General features: G+C 62.2%; 21 protein-coding genes. 20 read left to right on the top strand and 1 reads right to left on the bottom strand.

From position 1 onward, the window contains the following. The first annotated feature begins 9 nt into the window (after nucleotides 1-9). The 10 genes from BMZ43_RS10910 to BMZ43_RS10865 are packed head-to-tail and all read left to right on the top strand — an operon-like array spanning nucleotide 10 to nucleotide 11509. Nucleotides 10-1182, top strand: coding sequence for a DegT/DnrJ/EryC1/StrS family aminotransferase (locus BMZ43_RS10910; RefSeq protein ID WP_064307775.1), 1173 nt, complete (start codon nucleotides 10-12; stop codon nucleotides 1180-1182). Nucleotides 1183-1201: 19 nt separating this feature from the next. Beyond that, nucleotides 1202-2737, top strand: a complete 1536-nt coding sequence (locus tag BMZ43_RS10905) for an oligosaccharide flippase family protein (protein WP_026083658.1) — start codon at nucleotides 1202-1204, stop codon at nucleotides 2735-2737. A gap of 1 nt (nucleotide 2738) precedes the next feature. Further along, nucleotides 2739-3674 carry a glycosyltransferase family 2 protein gene (locus BMZ43_RS10900; RefSeq protein ID WP_017639377.1) on the top strand — a complete coding sequence of 312 codons (936 nt, stop codon included), beginning with the start codon at nucleotides 2739-2741 and terminating at the stop codon, nucleotides 3672-3674. A gap of 57 nt (nucleotides 3675-3731) precedes the next feature. Beyond that, the gene (locus BMZ43_RS10895) at nucleotides 3732-5945 is read left to right on the top strand and encodes a polysaccharide biosynthesis tyrosine autokinase (RefSeq protein WP_017639376.1); all 2214 of its coding nucleotides are present in this window, start codon (nucleotides 3732-3734) and stop codon (nucleotides 5943-5945) included. 39 nt (nucleotides 5946-5984) lie between these two features. Next, a complete protein-coding gene (gene rfaH / locus BMZ43_RS10890) occupies nucleotides 5985-6515 on the top strand; it encodes a transcription/translation regulatory transformer protein RfaH (protein WP_017639375.1) in 531 nt (176 codons plus the stop codon). A 35-nt stretch (nucleotides 6516-6550) separates the two neighbouring features. Continuing rightward, nucleotides 6551-7549: a glycosyltransferase gene (locus BMZ43_RS10885; RefSeq protein WP_064307774.1), complete on the top strand. Its 999-nt coding sequence runs from the start codon at nucleotides 6551-6553 to the stop codon at nucleotides 7547-7549. Then, nucleotides 7546-8793 (top strand): glycosyltransferase family 4 protein, encoded by a 1248-nt coding sequence (locus BMZ43_RS10880; protein WP_064307773.1) that lies wholly within the window; start codon nucleotides 7546-7548, stop codon nucleotides 8791-8793. Before BMZ43_RS10885 ends, BMZ43_RS10880 begins: the two co-directional genes overlap by 4 nt. 30 nt (nucleotides 8794-8823) lie before the next feature. Next, nucleotides 8824-9912 (top strand): glycosyltransferase family 4 protein, encoded by a 1089-nt coding sequence (locus BMZ43_RS10875; RefSeq protein ID WP_064307772.1) that lies wholly within the window; start codon nucleotides 8824-8826, stop codon nucleotides 9910-9912. Between the two features lie 58 nt (nucleotides 9913-9970). Further along, complete coding sequence (locus tag BMZ43_RS10870) at nucleotides 9971-10264, top strand: hypothetical protein (protein WP_143075257.1); 294 nt, start codon at nucleotides 9971-9973, stop codon at nucleotides 10262-10264. A gap of 45 nt (nucleotides 10265-10309) precedes the next feature. Continuing rightward, nucleotides 10310-11509, top strand: a complete 1200-nt coding sequence (locus BMZ43_RS10865) for a glycosyltransferase family 4 protein (protein ID WP_017639370.1) — start codon at nucleotides 10310-10312, stop codon at nucleotides 11507-11509. Nucleotides 11510-11512: 3 nt separating this feature from the next. On the opposite strand, the gene BMZ43_RS10860 is transcribed toward BMZ43_RS10865, so the two are convergent. Then, nucleotides 11513-12376, bottom strand: coding sequence for an isocitrate lyase/PEP mutase family protein (locus tag BMZ43_RS10860; protein WP_017639369.1), 864 nt, complete (start codon nucleotides 12374-12376; stop codon nucleotides 11513-11515). A 298-nt stretch (nucleotides 12377-12674) separates the two neighbouring features. Here BMZ43_RS10860 and BMZ43_RS10855 point away from each other — a divergent pair, with 298 nt between their 5' ends. The 10 genes from BMZ43_RS10855 to BMZ43_RS10810 all read left to right on the top strand — a co-directional run bounded on the left by BMZ43_RS10855 (nucleotide 12675) and on the right by BMZ43_RS10810 (nucleotide 24532). Further along, complete coding sequence (locus BMZ43_RS10855) at nucleotides 12675-13883, top strand: methyltransferase (protein ID WP_064307828.1); 1209 nt, start codon at nucleotides 12675-12677, stop codon at nucleotides 13881-13883. Between the two features lie 138 nt (nucleotides 13884-14021). Then, nucleotides 14022-14234 (top strand): hypothetical protein, encoded by a 213-nt coding sequence (locus BMZ43_RS10850; protein ID WP_017639367.1) that lies wholly within the window; start codon nucleotides 14022-14024, stop codon nucleotides 14232-14234. 470 nt (nucleotides 14235-14704) lie between these two features. Further along, nucleotides 14705-16114 (top strand): undecaprenyl-phosphate glucose phosphotransferase, encoded by a 1410-nt coding sequence (locus BMZ43_RS10845; RefSeq protein ID WP_017639366.1) that lies wholly within the window; start codon nucleotides 14705-14707, stop codon nucleotides 16112-16114. Nucleotides 16115-16270: 156 nt separating this feature from the next. Beyond that, nucleotides 16271-16708, top strand: a complete 438-nt coding sequence (locus BMZ43_RS10840; RefSeq protein WP_017639365.1) for a low molecular weight protein-tyrosine-phosphatase — start codon at nucleotides 16271-16273, stop codon at nucleotides 16706-16708. Between the two features lie 15 nt (nucleotides 16709-16723). Continuing rightward, entirely contained in the window at nucleotides 16724-18940 is a 2217-nt protein-coding gene (locus BMZ43_RS10835) for a polysaccharide biosynthesis tyrosine autokinase (RefSeq protein ID WP_093253333.1), read from the top strand. Between the two features lie 201 nt (nucleotides 18941-19141). Continuing rightward, on the top strand, nucleotides 19142-20017 hold the full coding sequence (locus BMZ43_RS10830) for a glycosyltransferase family 2 protein (protein ID WP_017639363.1): 876 nt from the start codon (nucleotides 19142-19144) through the stop codon (nucleotides 20015-20017). Further along, complete coding sequence (locus tag BMZ43_RS10825; protein ID WP_017639362.1) at nucleotides 20010-20750, top strand: WecB/TagA/CpsF family glycosyltransferase; 741 nt, start codon at nucleotides 20010-20012, stop codon at nucleotides 20748-20750. Before BMZ43_RS10830 ends, BMZ43_RS10825 begins: the two co-directional genes overlap by 8 nt. 85 nt (nucleotides 20751-20835) lie before the next feature. Beyond that, nucleotides 20836-22113 (top strand): hypothetical protein, encoded by a 1278-nt coding sequence (locus BMZ43_RS10820; RefSeq protein WP_064307771.1) that lies wholly within the window; start codon nucleotides 20836-20838, stop codon nucleotides 22111-22113. Nucleotides 22114-22168: 55 nt separating this feature from the next. After that, on the top strand, nucleotides 22169-23440 hold the full coding sequence (locus BMZ43_RS10815) for a flippase (RefSeq protein WP_256562922.1): 1272 nt from the start codon (nucleotides 22169-22171) through the stop codon (nucleotides 23438-23440). 57 nt (nucleotides 23441-23497) lie between these two features. Further along, nucleotides 23498-24532, top strand: a complete 1035-nt coding sequence (locus BMZ43_RS10810) for a glycoside hydrolase family 5 protein (RefSeq protein ID WP_017639359.1) — start codon at nucleotides 23498-23500, stop codon at nucleotides 24530-24532. Nucleotides 24533-24748: the final 216 nt, after the last annotated feature.

The following is a 24748-nucleotide window of genomic DNA, read 5'->3' as shown; positions in this document are numbered from 1 at the left end:
TACCGGATCATGATCAATGTGACCAAGCCCTACCTGGGCGACAAGGAACGCTTCAAGGCGTATATCGACAAGATCTACGCCAACAACTGGATCACCAATCAAGGCCCTCTGCACGCTCAGCTCGAAGAGCGCCTGCGCGATTATCTGGGTGTCAGAAACATCATCCTGGTCAACAACGGTACCCTGGCCCTGCAGGTCGCCTATCGCGCTCTGGGCCTGTCCGGCAGCGCCATCACCACGCCGTTCAGCTTCGTCGCCACCACCAGCACCCTGCACTGGGAAGGGATCCGCCCGGTCTTCGCCGACATCCACCCGGAAACCTGGAACCTGGATCCGGCCAACGTCGAAGCCGCCATCGAGCCTGACACCTCGGCCATCGTCGCCACTCACGTGTTCGGCAATCCCTGCGATGTCCGTGGCCTGCAGCAGGTCGCCAACCGCCACGGCCTCAAGGTCGTCTACGACGGCGCCCATGCCTTCGGCACCCGCTTCGAAGGCCGCTCGGTGCTGCAGTGGGGCGACATCACCACCGTCAGCTTCCACGCCACCAAGCTGTTCCACACCATCGAAGGCGGCGCGATCATCACCGACGACGACGAGCTCGCCGAGCGCGTCCGCCGCATGATCAATTTCGGCATCGTCGATGCCGAGCGCATCGAAGGCGTGGGCATCAACGCCAAGCTCAACGAGGTATCCGCGGCCATGGGGCTGTGCATCCTCGACGAGCTGGAAGACATCCTGGCCCGCCGCGCCGTCATCGGTCAGCACTATGAGCGACGCCTGCAGGGCGCCTTCGACCTGCAGCGCCCCACCTACGGCAGCCAGCTGAACTACAGCTACTTCCCGGTGGGCCTGCGCGACGAGCCGAGTCTGCTGGACACCAAGAAGGCCCTGAACGCCGTCGGCATCAATCCGCGCCGCTACTTCTATCCGTCGCTGGAAACCCTGGACTACCTGCAGCCCCAGGCGATCAAGCCGGTCTCGCGCAAGCTGAGTCACCGCATCCTCTGCGTGCCGCTCTATCCGGACCTGCCGCAGGCGACCCAGGACCTGCTGATCGACACCCTGCTGTTGGCACAACAGAAAAAGACCAGCATGGAATCTCTGCGGGCACTCATCACCCCGGCACAGCTGCTGCCGAGCTGGGATTTTCCCGGCGACTCCTCTCCTGTTCTAACTTGATCCTGGCCCGCTATCTCCCATGACCAGTCCCGCGAAAGTGTCGGTGTTGCGCAACACCCTGATCAATTATGCCGGCCAAGCCTATGCGCTGCTGATCGGCATCTTGATCCAACCGATGTATCTCGGTCATCTGGGTGCCGAAACCTATGGTCTGATCGGCTTCTTCGCCGTGCTGCAGACCTGGCTGCAACTCCTCGACGTCGGCATTTCCGCCTCGCTGGTACGTGACGTCGCCCATGGCCGTGGCCAGACCGGCGCGGGGCGTACCCGTGGCCAGCTGCTGCGCTCGCTGGAATTCATCTTCATCCCCCTGGCGACCCTGGCCTTCGTCGCCATCGAGCTGAATTCGGAATGGATGGCGGGCCACTGGCTCAACGTCCAGGGCCTGCCCACGGAGACCGTGGCCCACTGCATCGGCCTGATGGGGCTGATGATCGCCTTCCGCCTGCTGTCGACGCTGTACAAGAGCGGCGTCCAGGGCGTCGAGCTGCACGGCTGGCTGAATCTGGTCAACGTACTGATCGCCACGGTGCGCTATTTCGGCGGTCTGATCCTGGTGATGTGGATTTCCCAGGAGCCGCTGGACTTCTTCGTGTTCCAGGCCTTCGTCGCCGTGTTCGAGATGCTGGTCTATGCGCTCAAGGCCTATCGCCTGCTGCCCAACCCCACCTGGTGGAGCGGCTTCGACTGGCAGCGGGTCAAGCCCATCGTGCCCTTCGCCCTGAGCATGTCCTTTACCTCGATCCTGTGGATCGCCCTGACCCAGCTCGACAAGCTGGTGCTGTCCAAGGCGCTGCCCCTGGCCGAGTACGGCTACTTCAGCCTGGTGGCGCTGATCTCCACCGGCATCGTGACCCTGACCAATCCACTGGTGCAGGCGCTGCTGCCGCGCATGACGGTGCTGGTGTCCCAGGACAAACCGCTCGAACTGGAACGCCTCTATCGCAACGCGGCGCGCTTCGCCTTCGCCATCCTACTGCCGCTGGCGGCCATGGTGGCCTTCCATGGCGAGGCACTGATCTTCGCCTGGACCGGCGACAAGGTCTCCGCCCACTGGAGCGAGCCGATCCTGTTCTGGTACGCCCTGGGCTCGGCGCTGCTGGCCCTCAGTCAGTTCCAGTTCTATCTGCAGTACGCCTACGGCAAGTTGCGCCTGCACGTCTGGTACAGCCTGGTGTCCGCAGCCATTTCGGTGCCCATCGTGATCCTGGTGGTCCTGCATTACGGCGCCTACGGCGCGGCGCTGGCCTGGTTCTTCATGCGCCTGATCCCCTTCGTGATCTGGCCGATGATCGTCCACGGCCGCTTCGCGCCGAATCTGCAGCGCTACTGGAACCAGGACCTGCTGGTGGCCGTGGTGGTGACCGCCATCGGCGTGGGCCTGAGCAAGCTGCTGTACCAAGAGATTCAACCGCAGGAGCGGTTTGCCATTCTCGCCACCCTCGCCCTGAGCGGTGGCCTGACCCTGGTGTTGATGGCGCTGAGCTATGTGCTCTGTTCTCCGAAACAGACCCGCTCGCGCCTGTTTTCCCAACTCTACAAAGCAGGTATCTGACATGGACGCTCGGACCGAAGCAGAGATCATGAAGAACTGGCCGACGGATTGCAGTCGGCCGGTCGCCAGCATCGTCTGCCTGACCTTCAACCATCGCGACTACATCGGCCAGGCCATCGATGGCTTTCTGCGCCAGCAGACCGATTTTCCCTTCGAGATCATCATCAACGATGACGCTTCGACCGATGGTACCCGGGAAATCCTCCAGGACTACGAGCGCCGCTATCCCCGGCTGATCCGCCTGATCCTGCAGAAGGAAAACCAGTATAGCCAGGGCAAGCCCTATGGCATGCCGGTGTTCCAGCACGCCCGCGGCGACTACATCGCCTATTGCGAAGGCGACGACTACTGGAACGACCCGCGCAAGTTGCAGCTGCAGGTGGATTTCCTGGAGCGCAATCGGGACTACGCCCTGACCTTCCACGCCTCCTATGCCTTCAACAGCAAGGGGATCGTCAATCCGCAGCGTTTCAGTGGCCAGGATCACTACGACCGCAGCGAAACCGAGCTGAAGAAGGCCCTGCCGCTGTCCACCCTGACCGCCTGCTTCCGCAATGTCCTGCGGGAACTGCCGCCGGAGCTGGAAACCGCTGCGCTCATGGACATCGTCTGGTGGTCGCTGCTGGGTGCCCACGGCAAGGGCAAGTTCATGGACGAGATCCGCCCCGCCGCCTACCGCGTGCACGAGAACGGGATCTTTTCCATGCGCGCCAGCCAGAAGCGCCTGCAGATGGATCTCCACACCCAGTACTGCCTCGCCAACTACTACTACCGGCTGGGCGAGCGTGACCTGCATGTCTTCTTCCTGCGCCAGGTCCTGAGTCTTTCGCTGTCCTCGATTCCGCCGACCCAGAAGGTCAAGGCGCTCTTGCGGGCGGTAAGCAACATCACCCTCAACATCGGCCGACGCTTCGCCCCCAAACGCGTCACCTACTGAACGTACACAGAGCAGTTTTCCGGCTGCGCTGTATCCAGCTAAAAGGAAGGGACCCCAATGACCGTCATGCAGCGCTCTTCGTTCGAACAACACGAAGAACAACACCTGGACCTCAAGACGATGGCCCTCACGCTTCTTGATCACAAGAAGCTGATCGCGGGTATCACCGCGGGCTTTCTCGCCGTGGGCATCACCTATGCCGTGCTGTCCACCCCGCAGTACATCGCCGGGGCGATGATCCAGATCGAACCCAAGAAGAATGCGCTCACGGCGGTCGCCGAGACCGTGGTGCGCCCCAACTCGGCCTCGCCGGCCGTGGCCGAGATCGAGCTGCTGAAATCCCGCGCGGTGCTGGCCAAGACCGTGGAGAACCTGCGCCTGGACATCGAGGCCAAGCCACGCTTCTTCCCGCTGATCGGCCACTACCTGTGGCGCACCTACGAAGCCGACAAGCCGGGTCAGCTGGCGGACAGCTGGCCGCAACTGCGCGGCTTCGCCTGGGGCGGCGAAAAGATCGACGTCTTCCAGTTCGATGTCCCGGACGACATGTACGGCGAGACCCTGACGGTGGTCGCCGGCAGCAACGGTCGCTATCGCCTGCTGGACAAGGACAAGCAGCCGCTGCTGGATGGCCAGGTCGGCCAGATGGCCAGCGGTAACGGCTACCGCATGCAGATCAAGACCCTGACCGCGCGCCCCGGCACCGAATTCAAGGTGACCCGCAACCGCGTCATCACCACCGCACAGCTCTATCAGAACCGCATCAAGACCAGCGAAGCGGGCAAGGAGTCGGGCATCATCTATCTGTCCCTGGCGGACGAGAATCCCGACCTGGCCAAGAGCGTGCTGTCCGAGATCAGCCGCCTGTACGTGCTGCAGAACGTCGAGCGTAGCTCGGCCGAAGCGGCCCAGCGCCTGGACTTCCTGCGTGGTCAGCTGCCGGCGGTGCGCAAGGACCTGGAAAGCGCCGAAGCGGCCCTGAACAGCTATCAGACCAACAGCCGCTCCGTGGACATCAGCCTGGAAACCAAGGCGGTCCTGGACAAGATCGTCACCCTCGACACCAACATCTCCCAGCTCAAGCTCAAGCAGGCCGAATACGATCGCCTCTATACCCGCGATCACCCCAGCTACAAGACCCTGCTGAACCAGCTCGCCCAGCTGGAAGTGGAAAAGCGCAGCCTGCAGCGCAAGGTGGAAGCCCTGCCCAGCACCCAGCAGGAACTGCTGCGCCTGAATCGCGACATGAAGGTCACCAACCAGACCTATCAGCTGCTGCTCAACCAGGCCCAGGAACAGGACATCATCCGCGCCGGCACCATCGGCAACGTGCGCCTGGTCGACAACGCCGACGTCAACCTCGACGAGCCGGCCACCAACCGCAAGATCGCGCTGATCCTGTCGCTGCTGCTGGGTCTGGTGACCTCCGTGGTGGTGGTCTTTGTCCGCCAGGCCTTCCAGAAGGGCATCGAGAATCCCGACACCGTCGAGCAGATCGGCCTGCCGGTCTATTCCACCCTGCCCTTCACCAAGGACCAGGAGCGCCTGAACCGTCGCCTGAAGAAAAAGACCCGTACCGGCGAACCCAATCTGCTGAGCGTGGTGCAGCCGGCCAACCTGGCGGTGGAGTCCCTGCGCAGCCTGAGATCCAGCCTGCACTTCGCCATGCTGGAAGCCAAGAACCGGGTAATCATGATTTCCAGCCCGACCCCGGGCGTCGGCAAATCCTTCGTCTCCAGCAACCTCGCCGCGGTGGTCGCCCAGTCGGGTCAGCGCGTGCTGCTGATCGACGCCGACATGCGCAAGGGCTATCTGCACCGCGTGTTCGGCCTGCAGCCGCAAGCCGGCCTGTCCGAGCTGCTGACCGGTCGCAGCAAGCTGCGTGAAGCCATCGTGCCGAGCGGTATCGCCCAACTGGACATCATCAGCTGTGGTCAGTCCGCGCCGAATCCTTCGGAGCTGCTGATGCACGCCAACTTCTCCCGTCTGCTGGACGAAGTGGGCGGCCTCTATGACCTGGTGATCATCGATACCCCGCCGATCCTGGCAGTGACCGATGCCGCCCTGGTGGGTCGTCTCGCCGGCACCACGCTGCTGGTCACCCGTTTCGGCCAGAGCACCCTCAAGGCGGTGGAGAACTCCCGCCGGCGCTTCGCCCAGAACGGCATCACCATCAAGGGCGCCATCCTCAACGGCGTGCAGCGCAAGGCCTCGACGTCCATGGAAGACGATGGCGTCTACGGCTACTACGAATACGGCCCCCGTACCTGATACGCCGCAACCGATCGCCCCTAGAGAAGGAACTCGCCCATGACGCTCGCCCCTCCCACCGGTCACTGGTATCTGGTGCAGACCAAGCCCAATCAGGAAGCCAGGGCCGAAGAAAACCTGAGCAGACAGGGCTATGTCTGCTTCCGGCCCCAGCGCGAGCGCAAGGCGTCCGGCAGAAGTCGTGCGGTTGGCAGCGAGTCGCTGTTCCCGGGGTATCTGTTCATTCAGCTCAATGACGTGAACGACAACTGGTACCCCATCCGCTCGACGCGCGGCGTCAATCGGATCGTCAGCTTCGGCACCCAGCCGACGGCGGTGAGCGAAGGCATCATCGACGACATCCGCCAGCGACTCGCCGCCCTGGCGGAACCTGCGCCTGCCCACCAGCCCGGCGCGACCGTGCGGGTGCAGTACAGCCAGGAGCTGGAGATGGACGCGGTGTTCCTGAGTGCCGATGGCAACGAGCGGGCCATCATCCTGCTGCGCATCCTGCAACGCGAACAACGGGTCAGCGTCGCTCTTGATCAATTGTCGGCAGCGGCTCCCGTCAACCAACGGCTGCGCGCCTGACCAAGAACTGTAAGACCCTTTGGAGGAGTCTATTCATGCAATGCAAGACCACGGTCGTGACCGTCACCTACGGCAATCGCCTCGGCTATCTGGAGCAGCTGGTCACCCGCGCCCTGGCCGAACGCACCATCCACCAGGTCGTCGTGGTGAGCAATGCGGCGACGGTATCGCTGGATAGCCTCGAAACCCGCTGGCCCGGTCAGGTCAAGGTGATCGCCCTGAGCGAGAACACCGGCTCCGCCAACGGTTACGCCGTGGCCCTGGAAGCCGCTCTGGCCAGCGACACCACCCATATCTGGATGATGGACGACGACAACGCCCCCCTGGGCGATGCTCTCGAGGTGCTGCACCGCCGCCTCGACGAACTCGGCGCCGTCCATGGCCGCGACAAGGTCGCCGTGCTCGGCTATCGGCCGACCCAGCAGGCCGACATCGCCCAGTGCATCCCGACCAAGATGATCACCCAGCCGCGTTCGAGCTACTTCGGCTTCCACGTGGCACGCATTCCCTACAAGATCTGGCGCCGCCTGCCCTGGGGCCGTCCGCGCGGTGGCCAGCCGGAAGCCCTGGTCGAGCTGCCCTTCGCCCCCTATGGCGGCATGCTCGCCCACCGCAGCCTCTATGAGCGCATCGGCCTGCCCCTGCGCGAGCTGGTGCTCTATTCCGACGACACCGAGTACACCTACCGCATCACCCAGGCTGGCGGAAAGCTGTTCATGGTCACCGAGGCGGAACTCGAAGAGCTGGAGCACTCCTGGAACATCAAGGAAGGCACCAGCAACGTCTACCAGAACTACCTGCAGGCCGGCTCGGACTTCCGCGCCTACTACGCCGCGCGCAACCAGGCCTGGTTCGACAAGAACGTCTGGGCCAGCTCGCGGCCGATGTACAACCTCAATCGCTACGTCTTCCACACCCTGCTCAAGTGGTTCGCCCGTGACGACAAGAGTCGCCAGCGCCTGGCGCTGATCCGGCAGGCGGTCCAGGACGGCGAAACCGGCGCGCTGGGGATAAACCGCAGCTATCCACTATGAAACTGCTCTTTCTCAACAGCTTCTATCCGCCCCATGTGGGCGGTGGTGCGGAGCTCATCCTGCAACGCAGCGTGGAAGGCTTCCAGCAGCGCGGCCACGACGTCGCCGTGCTGGTGACCGGTCCCGAGCAGGGTGTGCATGAGGAGACGGTGAACGACGTCCGCGTCTATCGCGCCGGGCTGAAGAACTTCTACTGGCCCCTGACCCAGCAGCGCCCCGGTCCGCTGGCGCGCTTCGGCTGGCACTTTCGCGACCAGTACAACAGCGCGATGCGGACACCCCTGCGCCAGGTCCTGCAACGGGAAAAGCCGGATCTGGTGGTGTGCCACAACCTGTCCGGCTGGTCGGTAGCGGCCTGGGACGAGATCCGCGCCAGCGGCGTCCCCATCGTGCAGGTGCTGCACGATATGTATCTGCTGTGCCCGAAGAACACCCTGTTCAAGAAGGGCCAGAGCTGCCAGAAACTCTGTGGCAGCTGCGCCGCCCTGCGCCGGCCCCACGCCGAGCAGTCCGCCAAGGTGGATGCCGTCGTCGGCGTCAGCCGCTATCTGCTGGACACCATCGTCAACAAGGGCTACTTCGGCGGCGTTCCGCGCCAGGTGATCCACAACGCCAGCCTGATCGCCGGCAGCAATGGTGAAACCTCGACACCCAGTCCCGAGGGCGTCGTCCGCTTCGGCTACATGGGCACCCTGTCGGAAAACAAGGGGGTGGGCTGGCTGATCGAGCAATTCCAACGGCTGTCGCTCAACGCGACCCTGACCATCGCCGGCAAGGGCCAGCTGGACTACGAAACCCAGCTCAAGGCCATGGCCGATCCGCACAAGGTCAGCTTCGTCGGCTATCAGAAGCCCGAGGACTTCTACCGGAACATCGACGTCTTCGTGGCGCCGTCGCTGTGGGCCGAGCCCTTCGGCATGGTCGCCGTCGAGGCCTGCGCCTTCCAGAAGCCGGTCATCGCCACCCGCATGGGCGGCCTGCCGGAGATCGTCCGGGATGGTGTCAACGGCCTGCTCTGCAACGCCGACGACCGCGACTCCCTGGGCCGCGCCCTGCAATGCCTGCATGACGATGCCGAGCTGCGCCAGCGGCTGAGTCTGCTGAGCCGCACCGCGGTGGCCGATCTGCTGAGCATGGACACCATGCTCGACCAGTACCAGGCGCTCTTCGAGGACGTGCTGGGCAAGGCGCAGCACGGCGCCACCAAGCAGCTTCACGTCCCTCACACACAGCTTTCCAACTGATCCACCCAGGTCACGGCAACGGACAGAATCATGATCATCGTCAATTCCCGCTTCATCACCCAGGATCTTCGCGGCGTCCAGCGCTTCGCGGAATGCATCTCGCTGGAGCTGGCGAAGCTGAGATCCGACCTGCGCTTCGTCGCGCCGCCCGGCGCCGTCAGGCCCGAGGTGGCCAAACGGCTGGGCATCGAAGTCATCGGCACCCGCCAGGGCCAGCGCTGGGAGCAATGGGACCTGCCGAACTGGCTGAAGAGCCAGGGCAGCCCGCTACTGCTGTCACTGTGCAGCACGGCGCCGCTGCTCTACAGCAACCAGATCGCCACCCACCACGACATCAACTACGTGCGCTTTCCCGAGAGTTACTCGTGGAAATTCCGCACCTCGTACCGCTGCCTGATTCCCATGCTGCTCAAGCGCTCGAACGCCCTGATCACCGTGAGTGAATTCTCCCGCGACGAGATTTCGCGCTTCTATCGCTACCCGAGCGACTCGATCACTGTCGTGCCCAACGCCGTGGCCGACGCCTTCACCCTGGCGCCGCGGATCGACAGCGTCGACACCCCCTATCTGCTGGCGGTGTCCTCGCCCAGCTACCACAAGAACTTCTCACGGATGCTGGAAGCCTTCGCCGCCCTGCCGCGGGACCTCAAGGTCGAATTGCGCATCGTCGGCGACAGCCACGCCGTGTTCGGCCAGAGCGATCTGGCGACCCTGGCGGCCAGGGATCCGCGGGTCAAGCTGCTCGGCCGCATCGACGATGGCGAACTGGCGCGCCAGTATCGCCAGGCCACCGCCTTCGTCTTTCCGTCGCTCTACGAGGGGTTCGGCATCCCGCCCCTGGAAGCCCAGGCCTGCGGCTGCCCGGTGATCTCGGCCAATACCGCCTCCATGCCGGAAGTGCTGCAGGACAGCGTCCTCTATTTCGACCCCTACGAGACGGCCAGCATCACCCAGGCGATGCGCACCATCCTGCAGGACGCACCGCTCAGGGAGGCGCTCCGCGCCAAGGGCCTGGCCAACATCCAGCGCTTCAACTGGCAGACCTCCGCGAGAAAGGTCTCCGACCTGCTGGACAGCGCCCTGGCGACCACCACGAAGTCCGCGGCCAGGGCCGCCTGAAACGACCCCACAACAACAATTCAGCGATCAAGAACTCATGGAAGAGACAAGCAAAGCCATGGCTGGCCAGCGCCGTTCCTCTGTACCCCTGACGCTCGACGAATCGAACGTGTCCGGGCGCGTCCTTCAGGTCGCTGATTGCCACCTTCTGCGCAGCAGCTCGGACGACACCGCGGCAGAGACCGCGGAGCGCCCAGAGAACGCTGAATGTTTCGAAACGCCTGCAACAGACGCCGTCTTTGCAAAAAGCCCAACCATCAAGTTGCACGAACTCGACAGCGCTTCGGACGACATCGAGATCACCCGGCTGCCCTGGGGATATGCAGTGACCAGAAAGACCCGCACTCCATGATTCAGCACCAGCACTTGATTTCATTTCACGCTTAAGGAAGACGACATGAAAATCGCCATCGTTCACGATTGGTTGGTAACCTTTGCTGGCGCCGAACGCGTGCTTGCTGAACTCCTCGATATCTGGCCGGAGGCGGACCTGTTCAGCGTGATCGACTTCCTTTCGGACGAAGATCGGGCGCAGCTGCAGGGCAAGCAGGCGACGACCACCTTCATCCAGCGCCTGCCGCAGGCCAAGAAGCGCTATCAGACCTATCTGCCGCTGATGCCGCACGCTATCGAGCAACTCGACCTGTCCGGCTACGACCTGATCATCTCCAGCAGCCATGCGGTGGCCAAGGGCGTCCTGACCGGTCCGGACCAGCTGCACATCAGCTATGTCCACTCGCCCATCCGCTACGCCTGGGACCTGCAGCACCAGTACCTCAAGGAAGCCGGGCTCGATCGCGGCCTGAAGGGCAAGCTGGCACGCGTCATCCTGCACTATGTGCGCATCTGGGATCAGCGCACCGCCGCCGGCGTGGATGCCTTCGTCGCCAACTCCCACTTCATCGCCCGGCGCATCAGCAAGGCCTATCGCCGCGAAGCCAAGGTCATCTATCCGCCGGTCGACATCAGTCGCTTCACGCCCAGCGGCGGCAAGGACGACTTCTACCTGACGGCCTCGCGCATGGTGCCCTACAAGCGAATGCCCATGATCGTCGAAGCCTTCAGCTCGATGCCCGACAAGAAACTGGTGGTGATCGGCGCCGGCCCCGAATTCGAGAAGGCCAAGGAGGTCGCCGGTCCCAACGTCACCCTGCTGGGTTACCAGGACTTCGACTGCCTGCTCGACCACATGCGCCGAGCGCGGGCCTTCGTCTTCGCCGCCGAGGAAGACTTCGGCATCACCCCCATCGAAGCCCAGGCCTGCGGGACCCCCGTCATCGCCTATGGCCGGGGTGGCGTGCTGGAAACCGTACGCGGCCTGGATGCGCCCCATCCCACCGGCGTCTTCTATCCGGAGCAGAGCGTCGCCTCGCTGTGCGCCGCCGTGCGCCAGTTCGAAGCCCTGGAAACGCCGATCAGCCAGCAGGCGTGCCGGCAGAATGCCGAGCGCTTCGCCACCAAGCGTTTCCGTCAGGAAATGCGTGCCTTCGTCGAAGCCCGGGTTGCCGCGCTGCATCTGCCCGCCGACCTGGATCTGGAGATCGTCACGCCCTTTCCCAGCAAGGGTCTGCAGCCGAGTTCGCTGAGCACCGCCTGATCGTTACTCCTTCACGTCCATGAATTCCCGCGCCCAGACTCGATACTCCTGCAGTGTCGAGTACTTGGTGGACAGCTCGGACGCGGACAGGTCGGACGCGGTGATGTCGCGCTGCTCTCTCAGGCAATCGTAGGTCGCCTTGATCGCCGCGAAGTAGGCGGCATGACCATTCACCACCACCCGCACCCCGGCCTTGGCCAGACGGGCGTTGTCGCGCAGCTGGGGATTGCCGTAGGTCACCAGCATCACCGGCACGCTCAGGTGCTGGGTGATCTCTTCCAGATGATCGAAGTCACGAATCCCGACCATGCAGATGCCGTCCGCGCCCGCCGCCTCATAGGCCTTGGTACGGGAGATGACCTCTGCGGTGCTCAGTTCGGTGGCGTTGGTGCGGGCAAAGATGCTCAGGGCTTCGTCGATACGGGCTTCCAGCGCCCCCTTGATCTTGCCGATGCCCTCCTCGACGCTCACCAGGTCGGTGGACTTGCGGCCATAGCCGGCCGGCAGCACGGTGTCCTCGATGGTCAGGGCAGCCACCCCGGCGCGCTCGAGCTCGGTGATGGTACGCATGACGTTCAGGGCATTGCCGTAGCCGTGATCGGCGTCGGCGATGATGGGCAGCCGGGCGACCCGGCCGATGCGCGTGGCCTGTTCGACGAATTCGCTCAGGGTGATCAGGGCGAAGTCCGGAGCGGCGAGCACCTGCAGGGAAGCCACCGACCCGCCGAGGATGCCCATTTCGAAACCGAGGTCGTTGGCGATGCGCGCCGACATGGGATCGAAGACGGACGCCGTGTGGTAGCAGCTGTCCGATTTCAGCAGGGCTCTGAACGCTAAGCGCAGCTTGTGCGGGGAGGTTGGCTTCATAGAATTTTCCTTCTGGGATAAACCGAACAGACAATGTTAGCGCGACAAGTAGTGGTCACACGACCAGATGTCCGGCTTTGAGATAAATCGATTCATCCAACTGACCCACGGTCGCCGTTCGGCCTCGCCGCTCAGGCGCCGCAAGCCACAGGTCGAAACTCGCGGAGAACGGATCAGCCCGGGTAACCCGCCGCTGGGCCAGACGCTGGAGATTTCGATACCCAAGCATGCCCGGGCAAAGTGACAATAGTGGCCAGGCTCAGCCTTTCTGCCAATCCCGTCATTGCCCAATGCCATCATGCTTGCTGCCGACTTTCTAGACCGCTTCACCGCCCTGGATCTTTTCCTGACCCGGCATCAGCACCTGTGGCGGCCCAGACCCTTCGTCGAGCGTGAGCTGCCCTGGGAGTCGAGCTGCCCGGAACTGGCCGATTGGTTGCGCGCCCGCAGCCTGGAAGCGGCGGAGGCGGCCCATAATACCCCTCAGCTCCTGGCTGCACCTGAACCCTTCCACTCCCTGGCCAAGACCTCGCTGGCGCTCACTCAGGTCCCCGAATACCAAGACGCTCCTGGCCGCAATCTGTCCGGCAGGCAAGACGTCGACGTACCAGGGCGCAAGTGGCTGCAGATCGAGGCCTTCAGCCGCAAGCTGGACTTCCAGCGACCGGTGCGGCGCTGGGTCGATTGGTGCGCGGGCAAGGGCCACCTGGCCAGGCACCTGACCTATCAGGGTGCACCAGCGATCTGCCTGGAGGTCGATGCGGCCCTCGTCGCGGAAGGCGCAAGGCTCAGCCACCGGGCCCGGGCCTCCGTGCACCATTATCAGGCCGATGTGCTCCAAAGGCTGGCAGGCGACCAGCTTGGCAGCCGCGACACACCCGTCGCCCTGCATGCCTGCGGCGACCTGCACACCCAGCTGCTCAGGGTGACGGCAGCGCGCGGCTGTCAGCAACTGGCCCTGGCGCCCTGTTGCTATGACCGCATCGCCGCCGAGGTGTATGGCCCCTTGTCCGCGCCGGCGAAGGCCTCGGCACTGCGGCTGGACCGGGAAGCCCTGCGTCTGGCCCTCTGTGAAACCATCACCGGCGGGCAACGGGTACGACGGGATAGAGACCTGTCCATGGCGCGACGGCTGGGCTTCGATCTGCTGCAACGCGAGGTCACGGGGCACGATGTCTATCTCAATACGCCGCCACTGCCCAGCCACTGGCTGCGCCAGCCCTTCGCCGCCTTCGGTGAAGAGCTGGCAAGACGCAAGGATCTGCTGCTGCCGAACGGAATCGACTGGCTGCTCTGGGAAAGGCGAGGCTTCCAGCGGCTGGCGGAAGTTCGTAATCTCGAGCTGTTGCGCGGCCTGTTCCGCCGTCCCCTGGAGCTCTGGCTGGTATTGGATCAGGCGCTGTTCCTACAGGAGCAAGGTTACAGAGTGACGCTGGGGACCTTCTGTCCAGCTCACCTGACACCGCGCAACCTGCTGCTGACGGCGGAAAAACCCCACTCGGCCTAGGCTCACAGCCGCTCTATCCTGCACGTTTGTCGGAATCTGCGCGACGGAATGTAAAAAATACCTTTTGGTGATGGACTTCTCACAAAGTCTGCACAATAGTTAGGTTGCAATCTCGCAAAAAAAGCAGGAATAACAAAAATGCGCTACTACCTGCCCGTTTGGACCGGCGTCGCCGGTTGCCTCGTCTTCGCCCAAGCCCAGCTGCCCTGGCTTGCGGTGGCCTCCCTCCTCGTCAGCTGGTCCTTCTTGCTGTTCTCGCACGACAACGCAAGGAATTCAGCCTGGCATTCCAAGATCTCCACCCTCCCCGTCAATTCCCCCTTGAGCTTTCAGTCCCATCATCGCCATTGAGGCGTGCTCCAGGCCAGGGACTGGCCTACACCCGACCTGACGGGTCTGGCTGTCTCATTGTTTGGTGAAGCAGCGCACAAATCCCGTATCCCGCATTAAAGTCCGACGGAACGTTTTCCTCCTTTCTGCTGCCCGGACAAACCGCTCATCGCACCCTGCGACGAGAGAAGTGTGCCGGCCGTCCGCCCGCACTGTGACGCACTCCCTCCTTCTTTACATCCCCTCTCCTGCCGCACCTCGTCTGGCGTGCTATTTGCCCTGATTTGGGCTTGCTCGACAGCGCCTCCCCGCCTTTCTACCGTGTGAACCTCTTAATCAGTGCCGAGTCCTAACGTCGCTACAGCCATCATGGCATTTAGCGATCGGTGGCCAGTCATCGGTCCTAGAGCGCCATAGTGAACATTTCAGACGCTGGTAGCTGCCTCGCCCAGTTGAAAGTTCGTGCACGGTATACGCACAAGGATGGAACCATGAATTTGAAAGAACGCGGCATTTTGCATACGAATTCCTCGGCAATCTCGCTCGCACACCGCCTGCTCGACCTCGCCGTGATCACGCTGAGCGCCTACGTGGCAGGTACCTGGGCGTCGGAAACCGGCATGCGTCCCGAGCATTGGGTCGTCATCTTCCTGTCCTTGCTGATCTTCCATTTCCTCACCGAGCTGAACCACGTCTATGGTTCCTGGCGCGGTGAACGCATCACCGATGAACTGCTCAAGATCGCCACCTACTGGGTGCTGACCTTCGCGACCGTGTTCATGGTCGATTACTTCTTCTTCGACCAGTCCTACCTCTCGCCTGGCGTGATGCAGGGCTGGCTGGGCCTGACGCTGGGTACGCTGTGCGGCTATCGCGTGCTGCTGCGCTCGATCATGCACTCCCTGCGCAAGGCCGGCATCAACACCCGCAATGTCGCCATCGCCGGCAACGGCATGGTCGCCCAGCGCCTGGCGCACACCATCAGCACCGCGCCCTGGATGGGCCTGCGCATCGCCGGGTTCTACAGCGACAACCAGGACACCGGTGAAGAAGGCGTGCCCAGCCCAGTGCTGAATGGCGGTCTCGACCGGCTCATGCAGGACGTCCGCTCCGGCCAGGTCGACAAGGTCTACATCACGCTCGGCATGGCCGATCAGAGCAAGATCAATTGGCTGGTCCAGGAGCTGAGCGACACCACGGCGTCCGTCTACATCATCCCGGACATCTTCATGTTCCACCTGCTGCATGCCCGCAGCGAAAGCCTCGATGGCCTGCCCAGCATCAGCATCTTCGATACCCCGATGGATGGCGCCAGCCACATCGTCAAGCGGATCGAGGACATCGTGCTGTCTTCCATCATCCTGGCCATGATCTCCCTGCCCATGCTGGCCATCGCCATCGGCATCAAGATCACCTCGCCCGGTCCGATCTTCTTCAAGCAGAAGCGCTACGGCATGGATGGCAAGCCGATCGAAGTGTGGAAATTCCGCAGCATGAAGGTCATGGAAAATGGCGCCAAGGTCACCCAGGCGACCAAGAATGACACCCGCATCACCCCGTTTGGTGCATTTTTACGACGTACGTCTCTCGATGAATTGCCTCAATTCATTAATGTACTCCGCGGCGAAATGTCCATCGTCGGTCCCCGCCCCCATGCCGTGGCTCACAACGAGCAATACCGCAAGCTGGTGCAGGGCTACATGCTCCGCCACAAGATGAAGCCCGGCATTACCGGTTGGGCTCAGGTCAATGGCTGGCGCGGCGAGACCGATACCCTGGACAAGATGCAGAAGCGGGTCGAGTTCGATCTGGACTATATCCACCACTGGTCTTTCTGGTGGGACGTCAAGATCATCTTCCTCACGCTGTTCAAAGGCTTCATCAATAAGAACGCATACTGAGACCGGCCGGGGCCATTGGCCCGCCCCTCAGCACGACGATCTGGAGCCTGGACTCCCGACCCTAATTACATCGGCAGCAAGCGATCCCTGGAGACAGGCATCGCTGGCTATCTGCCGTCGATACCTGTTGTCCGGACAACAGGAAGGTTTTGAAGAATGATCAAGTCGATATTGGTTGTATGCGAAGGGAACATCTGCCGCAGCCCGGTCGCAGAAGCACTACTGGCCAAGGCGCTGGAAGGCCGTGACGTCCAGGTCGGTTCCGCTGGCATCAGGGCACTGGTTGGCCATGGCATCGAGAAGAACGCACAAGAGGTACTACGGCAAAACGGCATAGATTTCACCACCCACCAAGCTCGCCAGGCGGATGCAGAGATGCTGCGCAAGGCGGATTTGATTTTGACCATGGAAGAGTTTCACTCACGCTCCGTCGAAAGTATTGCTCCTGAAGTCAGGGGTAAGGTTTTTCTGATCGGGAAATGGTTGAGCAATCAAGAAGTACCAGACCCTTATCGCCTTTCTAAAGAGATGTTTCAAAATGTCCACATACTTTTGACGCGCTGTGTAAACAGTTGGCTTCCATACATCAAATAGGGAAGAAGGAATTTCATGACCACGATGCCTCGCTTTACTCCCGAAGTTAAGAATGAGTCGGATATCAACTTTTCCGCACTCTTCGGTATGTTGATCGATTACAAATGGCAACTCCTGTCGGTAATCGGTATTTTCGCCGCGCTCGGTATTGGCTACGCCATCCTGGCCACGCCCATGTATTCGTCCAACGCCATGATCCAGATCGAAATGGAGAAGAAGGGCGTTACCCGACTGACCGATCAGACCAGCGGCATGCCGCCGCCCATGCCCGAGGCGGTGACCGAGATCGAGCTGCTCAAGTCGCGCTCCGTGATCGGCAAGGCGATCGAGAACCTCAAGCTGGATATCGAGGTCAAGCCGCGCTATTTCCCGCTGATTGGCAACTTCGTCGCGCGTCGTTTCGAGCCGCAGAATGAGACCGACGTGGCCTCGCCCCTGCTGGGTCTGAACAGCTTTGCCTGGGGCGGTGAGAAACTGGTCCTCGACCAGCTGGAAGTGCCTGACAGCAACCTCGACAAGCCGATGAAGCTGAAAGTCGAGGACAACCAGAATTTCACCGTCTTCAATGCCGATGACGAAGTGGTGCTGCACGGTGGCCTCGGCCAGCCGGTGAGCAATGCGGGCTACCAGATCAAGGTCGCCACGCTGCAGGCTCGCCCGGGCACCGAATTCACCATCATGAAGAAGCGTTTCTCCAAGACCATCCAGGAATACCAGGGTCGCATCGTCGCCGGTGAGCGCGGCAAGATGTCGGGCATCATCGGTGTCGGCCTGCAGGATCCGGATCCGCTGAAGGCCCAGGCCATCGTCCAGGAAGTCGCGGACATCTATGTTCAGCAGAACATCGATCGCAACGCCGCCGAGTCCACCCAGAGCCTGGAATTCCTGCGCGCCCAGATCCCGGTCGTGAAATCCGATCTGGAAAAGGCCCAGTCCGCGCTGAACTACTACCAGACCAACAAGAAGTCGGTCGATATCGACAGCGAGACCAAGGGCGTCCTGGAGCAGACCGTTGCGCTGGACAACCAGATCTCCGAGCTGAACCTCAAGCGCACCGAGATGGATCGCAAGTTCACTCGTCAGCACCCGGCCTACCAGGCGCTGATGAGCCAGCTGGGTCAGCTGCAAGCTGAGCGGGCCAAGCTGCAGAAGCGCGTCGAAGTACTGCCGGAAACCCAGCAGGAACTGCTGCGCCTGAACCGCGACATCGAAGTGACCGGCCAGACCTATGCGCTGATGCTGAACAAGGCTCAGGAGCTGGAAGTCATTCGCGCCGGTACCGTGGGTAGCGTGCGCATCATCGACAACGCCAACGCCAACGTCGATGACCCGTCCGCCCCCAACAAGCCGCTGATCATCGCCGTCGCCATCATCCTGGGCGGCATCGTCGGCCTGGCCATCGTCTACACCCGTCACACCCTGCGTCGCGGCGTCGAGACGCCGGAAGCCATCGAGCAGATCGGTCTGCCGGTCTACGCCTCGATCCCCTACAGCAAGAATCAGGCGGACACCACCAAGGTACTGGGCACTAAGCAGCCGGGCGAATCCTCGCTGACCGCTCTCACCCACCCGACCGATCTGAGCACCGAGGCGCTGCGCAGCCTGCGTACCAGCCTGCACTTCGCCATGATCGAGGCCAAGAACAACATTCTGATGATCTCCGGTCCCAGCCCGGGCGTCGGCAAGTCATTCGTGTCCTCGAACCTGGCCGCCGTGATCGCCGAGTCCGGCCAACGCGTGCTGCTGATCGACGGCGACATGCGCAAGGGCTATCTGCACAAGCTGATGAACACCAAGCAGCAGGACGGTCTGTCCGATCTGCTCAGTGGTCGTATCGCCCTGAACGATGCCATCAAGAAGACCGAAGTCGGCAGCCTGGATTTCGTCTCCTGCGGCCAGTTCCCGCCGAATCCGTCGGAACTGTTGATGAGCCTCCGCTTCACCACCGTGCTGAAGAAATTCAGCGAGCTGTACGACATCGTGATCATCGACACCCCGCCGATCCTGGCGGTGACTGAGGCCGGCATCATCGGCAGTCACGCCGGTACCAGCCTGATCGTCGCACGTTTCGGCGTGAACAGTGTCAAGGAGCTTGAGGCGACCAAGCGCCGCTTCGACCTCAACGGCATTCCGCTCAAGGGCGTGATCTTCAACGCCGTGGAGCGCAAGGCCAGTAACTACGGCTCCTATGGCAATTACCACTACTCCTACGAGCAGAACGCCAAGAGCTGATGCACTACCCCGGCTGGACGGTCTGATCGCCGTCCAGCCGATCCCTTCAGGGATCGCGGCAGTATTCGTACAGGCGCATCGAACAAGAAACTACCTCACACAGCGATTTCGAAGGGTTTCCTCCTGAACCCGGCCACGCTTGGCAGCCTTGCATCTCGACGCTGTACCGGATTGATGATTCTGAAGAATAGGAACACGCCAATGAACGTAGTCATGGTGCTCAACTACAAGGCCCCCAACGAAACCATCAGTTGCGTGGAGAGCATCCTCAAGCACTGCCCGTCCATCGATCACGCGGTGGTGGTGGACAACGATTCCCAGGACGGCTCCATCGACGTCCTGCAACGCTGGCAGGCCGACAACGCCCTGAGCCAGGTCACCGTGCTCGCCAGCCCGCGCAACGACGGCTATGCCGGCGGCAACAACTACGGCATGCGTTGGGCGCTAGACAATCTGGCGGTCAAGCATTTCTGGGTCGTCAACAACGACGCCTACGTCAAGGACGATGCCTTCGCCCCGCTGCTGGCCGAGCTGCAGCGCGCGCCCAAGACCATCGTCGGCTCGGTGATCCTGAGCTCCCAGACCGGGCGCCTGGAATGCTATGGCGGCGGCATCCTCTATCCACTGCTGGGCAAGTCCAAGCTGCTGGGCAAGGACATCGACGTCAGCGAGATTTCCCAGCTGGACCGTGAACCCGATTACATCATGGGTTGCAGCATGGCCTTCTGCGCCAGCCTGCTGACCGAGATCGGCTTCATGGACGAAGCCTACTTCATGTATTCCGAGGAAGTGGACTGGCAGCACCAGGCCAAACGCAAGGGCGTCGTGCTCAAGGTCTCACGCGAGAGCCAGCTCTATCACTACGGCTCCATGAGCTCGGGCGGTCGCAGCGCCTTCTATCACTACTTCCGTAATCGTGCGGCGACCCGCTTCAATCGTAAATTCCATGGCACTCCCTATGCACTGGTGTCCGCCGTGCTCCTGTCCGGCATCACCGTGCTCAAGGAATTCAAGAATCCGAAACTGGCCTGGTCCGGCGTCAAGGGTGCCTTCAAGGGAGCGACGATGCATGTCTAACCTAAGCAACCAAGCCTTCGGTATCGACTTCTTCACCGGTACCAAGGACGAGCTGATGAGCTCGATCAGCCAGGACATCCATCGTCCCTACAGCTACATCGTCACACCGAACATCGACCATGTCGTGCAGCTGCAGAGCAATCCGGACATGCGCGAGTCCTATCAGCGCGCCGGCAAACGCATCTGCGACAGCCGGATCCTGATGCCCATCCTCAAGTCGCTGGGCGTCGCCGTGCCCGAGGTCATCACCGGCAGCGATCTCACCCTGAGCATTCTGCGCAAGGCCAACGACGAGCGCCTGTCGGTGGTGCTGATCGGTTCGAGCGAGAATGACGTGGGCAAGCTGCGCCGGATGTATCCGCACATCCAGCTGGCGCACTACAACCCGCCGATGGGTTTCATCAACGATCCGCTGGAGACGCAGAAATGCGTCGACTTCGTGATGCAGAACCCTTCCGAGTTCATCCTCTATGCCGTCGGGGCGCCGCGCCAGGAAAAGCTCGCACGGCAGATCGACAGCAGCAAGCGTACCGGCGTCGGCCTGTGCATTGGCGCCTCCATCCTGTTCGCCGTCGGCACCGTCAAGCGTGCCCCGCGCTGGATGCAGAAGGCCAAGCTGGAATGGCTGCACCGGATGTGTTCGGAGCCCAAGCGGCTGGCCAAGCGTTACGTGCACGATGCCCTGAGCATCCTGCCCATCTATCTCAAGGAACGCAGCAGTCGCCGCACCTGAGGCGCTGCCCCCGCAGCATTCTCAGCCGCAAGGAAGATGACCATCGGACAAGCAGTCCGGTGGTCCCGTCTGGATGGGTAGGTCTATGAGCATTCTCCGTAAAAGTACCGTTTCCTTCGTTCTCCTGATCCCGTTGCTGATCCTGCACCTGGACGTGTTCGGCGAAAGCCCGCACAACCCGGTCGGCATCCTCTATCTAAACGAGTTGTATCTGGCCATCTGCATGGCCTTCACCTTCTTCTACCTGCTGACCAGCATTGGCACCCAGCAGCGCGAATTCAAGATCCTGATGACCTACGCCGTCTATTCGTCGGCGGTGTTCATCGGGTTGCCGGCGATCTTTTCCTTTCTGTTCTACGGTCAGCCGATCTTCTACGGCCTGATCGAAGAGCGGCGGATCCTGTTCAGCTTCGGTTTCGCCACCCTGATGTTCCTCGGGCGCAACATGAGCGCCTCGCAATTCGAGAAAGCCCTGCTGATCACGGCGCTGCTGGCAGCGGCCATGGCCTGGATGTTCAAGTTCGGCGCGCTGCCGGATCTGCGTGACAAGCAGTCCTCCTTCGACCGTCCGGACCGTTCTTCCATCGGCGCGCCGGCCCTGTGCCTGGCCTACTTCTACTGCATCCAAACCTGGAACAAGGGCATCTCGCCGATCGACGGCTCGGCGCGCAGCAAGACCGTGCACATCGTGCTGGCCATGTTCTTCCTGCTGACCCTGGTGTTCGGCACCCAGACCCGGCAGCTCATCGTGCTGGCACTCTGCTTCACCGTGTTCTGCCTGAAGAGCAAGTCGATCGTCTGGATCTGCGTCTCCGCCCTGCTGCTGTCGCCCTTCTTCATCTTCCCGGACCTGATGAAGGTGCTGGGGCTGAATCTGGATTTCTACGCTCAGTCGGTGGAAGACGGCCCCACCGATGGCGTGCGCGAGCAGACCATCGGTTACATCTTCTCCCACCTCAGCCAGAACCACTGGCTGCCCAGCGGCTCGCTGTCGCTGATGTGGAACAACGGCTTCATTCCCTACTTCGGCGAGTATTTCTTCCTGTCCGACGTAGGCGTGTTCGGCACCGTGTTCCGCTTTGGCTTCCTGGCCTTCATCATCATCCCGGTGTCGCTGTTCCTCTACTATCGCTGGGCGAAGATGCTGCACCCCGATACCGGTTTCGTGGTGACCGCCACCCTGGCCCAGCTGGTGATCTGGCCGCTGGCCGGTTTCTTCGAGTATCTCCAGGCCACCATCTGCTACCTGATGGTGATCCAGGCGCTGCGCGCCCTGCATCACTACAGCTCCGCACCCGTCCAGGAGACCTACGTCAGCAGCCCCTACCCGCGTCCGAGCAGCCAGCTGGCTCGTTCGGTCTGATCCCTCGTGCCGCCCGGCGTCCGCCGGGCGGCCCCAAGGAGTTTTCACCCCCACGATGTCGATGATCAAAAACAGCACCTGGAACATCCTGGGTGTCGTCATTCCCAGTGCCATCGCGCTGCCCACCATGGGCGTGCTGTCGCGTCTGCTCGGTGTCGAGCAGTTCGGCCTGTTCACCCTGGCCTTCGCCATCGTCGGCTATGCCACCCTGTTCGATGCCGGCCTGTCGCGTGCGGTGATCCGCGCCGTCGCCATGCACCACGGCGACAAGGGGCTCAATCGACTGGTCATGGGCACGGCCACCGGCGCCGTCATCGGTCTGAGCCTGCTGGCGACGCTGCTGCTGTGGTTCGGTGCGGGCAAGGTGGTGAGTCTGCTGCACGTCTCGCCCGAGCATTTCGACAATGCCGTGGCCGGCTTTCGCTGGCTGAGCCTGTGCGTACCACCCTTCCTGCTGGCGACGGTCTGGTTCGCCTACCTGGAGGGTAACGAGCGCTTTGGGGAATTCAACATCCTGCGGACCTTCTCCAACAGTCTGCTGGCGATCGCGCCGCTGATCGCGGTGCTGATCGAACCGAGCTTTTCCGCCACCGTGATCGGCCTGGTGCTGGCCCGGGTGGTGTCCATGGCGCTGGCCTACTGGCCGCTGCACAAGGACTTCCCGGAAGGCATCCGCACCTTCAAGGTGGAGGTGTTCAAGGAACTGCTGAAATTCGGCAGCTGGATGACGGTGAGCAACATCATCAGTCCGCTGATGGTCTATTTCGACCGCTTCGTGCTGTCGCACATGGTCGGCGCCAGCCGGGTGTCCTTCTACACCGCTCCTGCCGAGGCCGTGTCGCGGATGCTGATCATCCCCAATGCCGTGGCCCGGGTGGTGTTCCCACTCCTGAGCAAGAGCGGCGAAAACGCCGCGCGCCAAGCCAACAAGGCGTTCTGGGGTCTGCTGCTGATCAGCCTGGCGATGGTGTTGCCGATCCTGGTGCTGGCGCCCTGGATCATGACGGTGTGGATGGGTCCGGAGTACGGCGGCGATGCCGCGCAGATCCTGCGTATTCTGGTGGTAGGCTTCATCTTCAACGCCCTGGCGCAGATTCCCTTCGCCAAGATTCAGGCCCGGGGCCATTCGCGGACCACCGCGATGATCCATCTCGCCGAGCTGTTGCCCTATCTAGGCCTGCTGGTGGTGTGCATCCAGCATTTTTCCATCATGGGCGCCGCCATTGCCTGGACCATCCGGGTAACCGTGGACTACCTGGCGCTGGAATACTTCGCTCGGCGCACGCCGCCGCTGCAACCCACACCCGTCTATCAGCAGAGTTCCTGAGGGCGCTCTGCTTAGACGAACGTCCGCAATACACGAGAGGTGCTGTCCGTGTCACGAGTGAAACGTCGTATCGGTGGTGGCCTGCTGGCCACCGTATTACTGTCCGCGGCGCTTTATGGCCAGGCGCAGGCAGCGCCGGCGACAGCCAAGGTGGATCTGATCGGCATCAACATGTCGGCCGCCGGCTTCGCGGGTCAGGTCCTGCCGGGCGTGGAAGGCACCAACTACTTCTATCCCACCGAGGATTACTTCCGCCGCTACGCGGCCAAGGGCTTCCGCTTCATCCGCTTCCCCTTCCTCTGGGAACGGGTGCAGCCCCAGCTGGGCGGTGAGCTGGACCAGGCCCAGGTCGCCCTGCTGCAGCGCACCCTGGATTTCGCCGACAAGTACGGCATCCGGGTGATCCTGGACATGCACAACTACGCGCGCTATCGCGGTCAGCTGATCGGCTCGCCGCAGGTGCCCTATGCCAGCTATGCCGATGCCTGGAAGCGCCTGGCCACCACCTTCCAGAAGCATCCGGCGCTGTACGGCTACGACGTCATGAACGAACCCCATGACACCCAAGGCCTCTGGCCCCAGGCCGCGCAGACGGCGGTGGACAGCATCCGCAGCGTCGACATGAAGACGCCGATCTTCATCGCCGGTGACAGCTGGTCCAGCGCCCAGCGCTGGCCCCAGGCGAACGGCGATCTGCTGATCAAGGATCCGGCGGACAACCTGATCTACGAAGCCCACATCTACTTCGACGAGGACTCCAGCGGCAACTATGCCTCCGGCACCAAGGGTGTCCATCCCATGATCGGCGTGGAAAGAACCCGGCCCTTCATCGAGTGGCTGAAAAAGCACAATTTGCGCGGCTTCATTGGCGAATATGGGATACCTGCACACCCACAGTGGCTGGAAGCCATGGACAATCTGCTGAGCTATCTGGGCGAGCAGTGCGTACCTAGCGCCTATTGGGCGGCCGGTCCGGGCTGGGGCGACTATCCCCTGGCCATCGAACCGAAGAACGGCGTGGAAAAGCCCCAGACGGCGCTGCTGGAAAAACACCTGAACCGGCATGACTGCCAGGTCATAGGACCTCGTTGAGGGAGATGTGACAGATTTCGAACGGCGTCACCTTTTTCCGCTCCGGGGGCGCTGAACTCGATGGCTAAAGGCCAGTCCTAGACCAGCAGACTCAGGTGCTCGTACAACTAAAAGCTGAGACCTCGAGTTCTCTCGCACGCTGGGCAGGCTAGCCGCATGGAAACCGGTCCACTGTCGAGAAGTGCCTCGTCTCGCGAAGGAACACCATGAATAACC

Source organism: Pseudomonas sp. Snoq117.2 (genome assembly GCF_900110545.1).
Lineage (GTDB): Bacteria > Pseudomonadota > Gammaproteobacteria > Pseudomonadales > Pseudomonadaceae > Chryseomonas > Chryseomonas benzopyrenica.
The sequence above is the reverse complement of the archived record's forward strand: the minus strand, read 5'-3'. Positions and strand labels throughout refer to the sequence as shown.